At 68.8% G+C, this 2,921-nt stretch carries 3 protein-coding genes; 1 reads left to right on the forward strand and 2 read right to left on the reverse strand.

From position 1 onward, the window contains the following. Together VNT50_RS04075 and VNT50_RS04080 are read right to left on the reverse strand one after the other, a co-directional pair. On the reverse strand, positions 1-756 hold a 756-nt coding region (locus VNT50_RS04075; protein WP_325483823.1), incomplete at its 3' end, for an ABC transporter substrate-binding protein. 74 nt (positions 757-830) lie between these two features. Then, positions 831-1,805, reverse strand: a complete 975-nt coding sequence (locus VNT50_RS04080) for an ABC transporter permease (protein ID WP_325483824.1) — start codon at positions 1,803-1,805, stop codon at positions 831-833. Positions 1,806-2,149: 344 nt separating this feature from the next. Here VNT50_RS04080 and VNT50_RS04085 point away from each other — a divergent pair. Further along, positions 2,150-2,921: RsbRD N-terminal domain-containing protein (locus tag VNT50_RS04085; RefSeq protein WP_325483825.1), on the forward strand; the 772-nt coding region annotated here is incomplete at its 3' end.

Below are 2,921 nucleotides of genomic sequence, written 5' to 3' on the forward strand. Positions count from 1 at the left end.
GTAGCCGGTGAGCGAGCCGGAGCTGTTGTTCTTGATCATGTACGGGCCGGTGAAGGCCACGTGCGTGTTGTACGTCGAGGGGTTCTTGGCGTCGAACGGCTTGGCGTACTCCTCCGGCACCGGGACCGTGATCGGCATCACGAGCGCAGCGGCGAACGAGACGCCGACCGGCTCCTTGAGCTTGAAGACGATCGTCTGGTCGTCGGGGGTCTCGATGCCCGAGATCGGCTTGACGCCCTTGGTCGGCTTCGCGGGCGAGCCCACGATCGGCTGGAAGTAGCCGGGGTACTGGCCGCCGACGTTCACGGAGAAGAACCGCTCCATCGCGTACTTGACGTCCTTGGAGGTCACCTCGCGGTTGACCGGCGGCGCGTACTTGACGCCCTTGCGGATCTTGACCGTGACGGTCTTCTTGTCCGCGGAGACCTCCGGTTCGGCCTCGGCGAGGTCCGGCACCGGGTTGGCGCCGTCGTCCGGCTTGAAGCTGTACAGCGGCCGGTTGGTCGCGAACGTGAAGACCATCCCCCACGTGTAGTACGTGTGGCCCGGGTCGACGAAGTCGACGTCCGACGCCGCCAGCATGTTGAACGTGCCGCCCTTCTTGGCAGGCGCCTCAGCTGCGTTGGTGGTGGCGCCGCCGCTGCTCTTGCTGGAGGACGGTGACGAACTCTTGTCGTCGCCCCCACATGCAGCGACCACGAGCGCGAGCACGGAAAGCATGCTCAGCACCAGGAATCGGAGATAGTTCCGAGACATGTGCGGTCCTTTCGTATGGGACTGCCGGCCGTTCTCAGGAGCCGGCGATGGGGATGGGCGGCGTCGCACGTGCACTACTTCGACGTCCGCGGGTTGAGCGCATCCTGCAGTCCGTCGCCGACGATGTTGAAGGCGAGGACGGTGATCAGGAGCGCCAGGCCTGGGAAGACCATGAACCACCAGGCGTCCTGGAAGATCGAGATGGCGTCGGAGATCATCGCGCCCCAGCTCGGCTTGGACGGATCCACGCCGACGCCGAGGAACGACAGCGCCGCCTCGTACAGGATGTTCTGCGGGATGAGCACCGTCGCGTAGACGATGATCGGGGCGATGAGGTTCGGGAGGATCTCCCGGAAGATGATGCGGGTGTTGCTGGCGCCCAGGGAACGGGACGCCTCGACGAACTCGCGCTCGCGCAGCGACAGCACCTGGCCGCGCACGATCCGCGCCATGTAGGGCCACGTGGTCAGCGTGATCACGAAGATCACGACCATCAGGCCGGGCTGGATGATGCCGCCGAGGCAGCCGTCCGCGCAGGCCACGCCCAGGCCGACGGCCAGGACGAGCACGGGGAACGCCAGGAACAGGTCCATGACGCGGCTCAAGAAGGTGTCGACCTTCCCGCGGTAGTAGCCCGTCACCAATCCGGCGGTCACGCCGATGATCACGATCAGCGCCGTGGCGATGAACGCGACCTCGAGCGAGACGCGTGAGCCGTAGATGACACGCGACAGGACGTCGCGGCCGCGCTCGTCGATGCCCATCGGGTGGGCGTTGGACGGGCCGGTCGGCTCGCCGAAGTCACCGAGCAGGTTGTCGTTCTGCGTGTTGGGGTCGGGCAGGCCGAACACCTTCACGATCAGCGGCGCCAAGATGGCGACGAGCACCATGAAGAGCACGATGCCCAGCGCGATCAGCGCGACCTTGTCGCGCCGCAGTCGCCGCCAGAACAGCTCCAGAGGCGATCGCGCAGCGATCTCGGCTGCCGATTCGTCCGCCAGGTCGACGGGTTCGCCCTCGAGGAGCGACTCGGGGGTGCCGGTGCTCACGCCTCGGCCCCCGCGTGCGTGGTTTCGTCCTGCCTGATGGGTCCCTCTCCCAGAAGCTGTTCGACGTTCGCGATGGCGGAGCCCCAGCACCCTCCTCACATGGGCGGGACCCCAGCGAACCGCGCGCAGGCTACTCCTCTCGACACCCTTATGTCAGGTGACTTGACCACACACAATCTCACCTTCACGCAAGCTGCAGAGCCAAGCGACTCCAGATTGGACAATTCCTCACCAGAACGGTGTGCCCTTCAGGCGGTGTCTACATGCGGCCCGCGGGGCGCCCGGCGGTCGCCAGGCGCACCCGGAACCGACGGGCGGTCCAATCGCTTCGTCGCAGGTGGTCGGTGGTGCAAGCCGCCGCCGCATGGCACGGTCACCGGTCGATGCGCGAGCGCGAGGGCAGCGCGGTCCTCCTGGCCGACGGGGTGCGGCGACGGATCGACGCCATCGTCGAGGACCTGATGGAGCGCCAGTGGCGCGAGGTCCCCGAGCTGTGGGTGACCGACGAGCCGGCGTTCCGCGAGGCGGTCGCGCGCTCCACGCGCGACAACGTCGACCTGATGGTCGCCGCGCTAGGCCGCCCGACGCGCGCGCCCCTCGCGCTGCCGCCGGGCGCGCGGCTGGAGACCGACGCCGCGGCTCGCTACGGCGCTCGGATCGACGCGCTGCTGCGCACCTACCGCCTCGGCCAGCATGCGATGACCGAGCACTTCCTGGATGTGATCGAGGAGGGCGACCCCGCGGAGGCCTCGATCGCCCTGCGCCAGCTACGGACCGCGATGCGAACCGTGTACGACTACATGGACGCCGTCGTGCCGATGGTCTGGCGCGAATACGACGACGAGCGCAGCAGGCTCGCCACGCACCCCGACATCGGGCGGCTGCGGGCGGTCCAGGCGGCGCTGGCCGGCAACGCGGCCGAGGCCGCCTCGCTCGGCTACGACACGACGGGCGAGCACGTGGCCGTCGTCGCCGGACATCCGGATGCCGAGGCGGTGCTGTCAGCGGTGGCGGCGGCGCTCGGCGTCGCCGCGCTGGCAGTGCGCGCGACCGACGGGCGCTGCTGGGCGTGGGTGGCGACCGGCGGGCTCGGCCGCGCCCGCGAGGCCGTCGCCC

It is taken from the genome of Microbacterium sp. (assembly GCF_035554235.1).
In the GTDB taxonomy this organism is placed as follows: Bacteria; Actinomycetota; Actinomycetes; order Actinomycetales; family Microbacteriaceae; genus Microbacterium.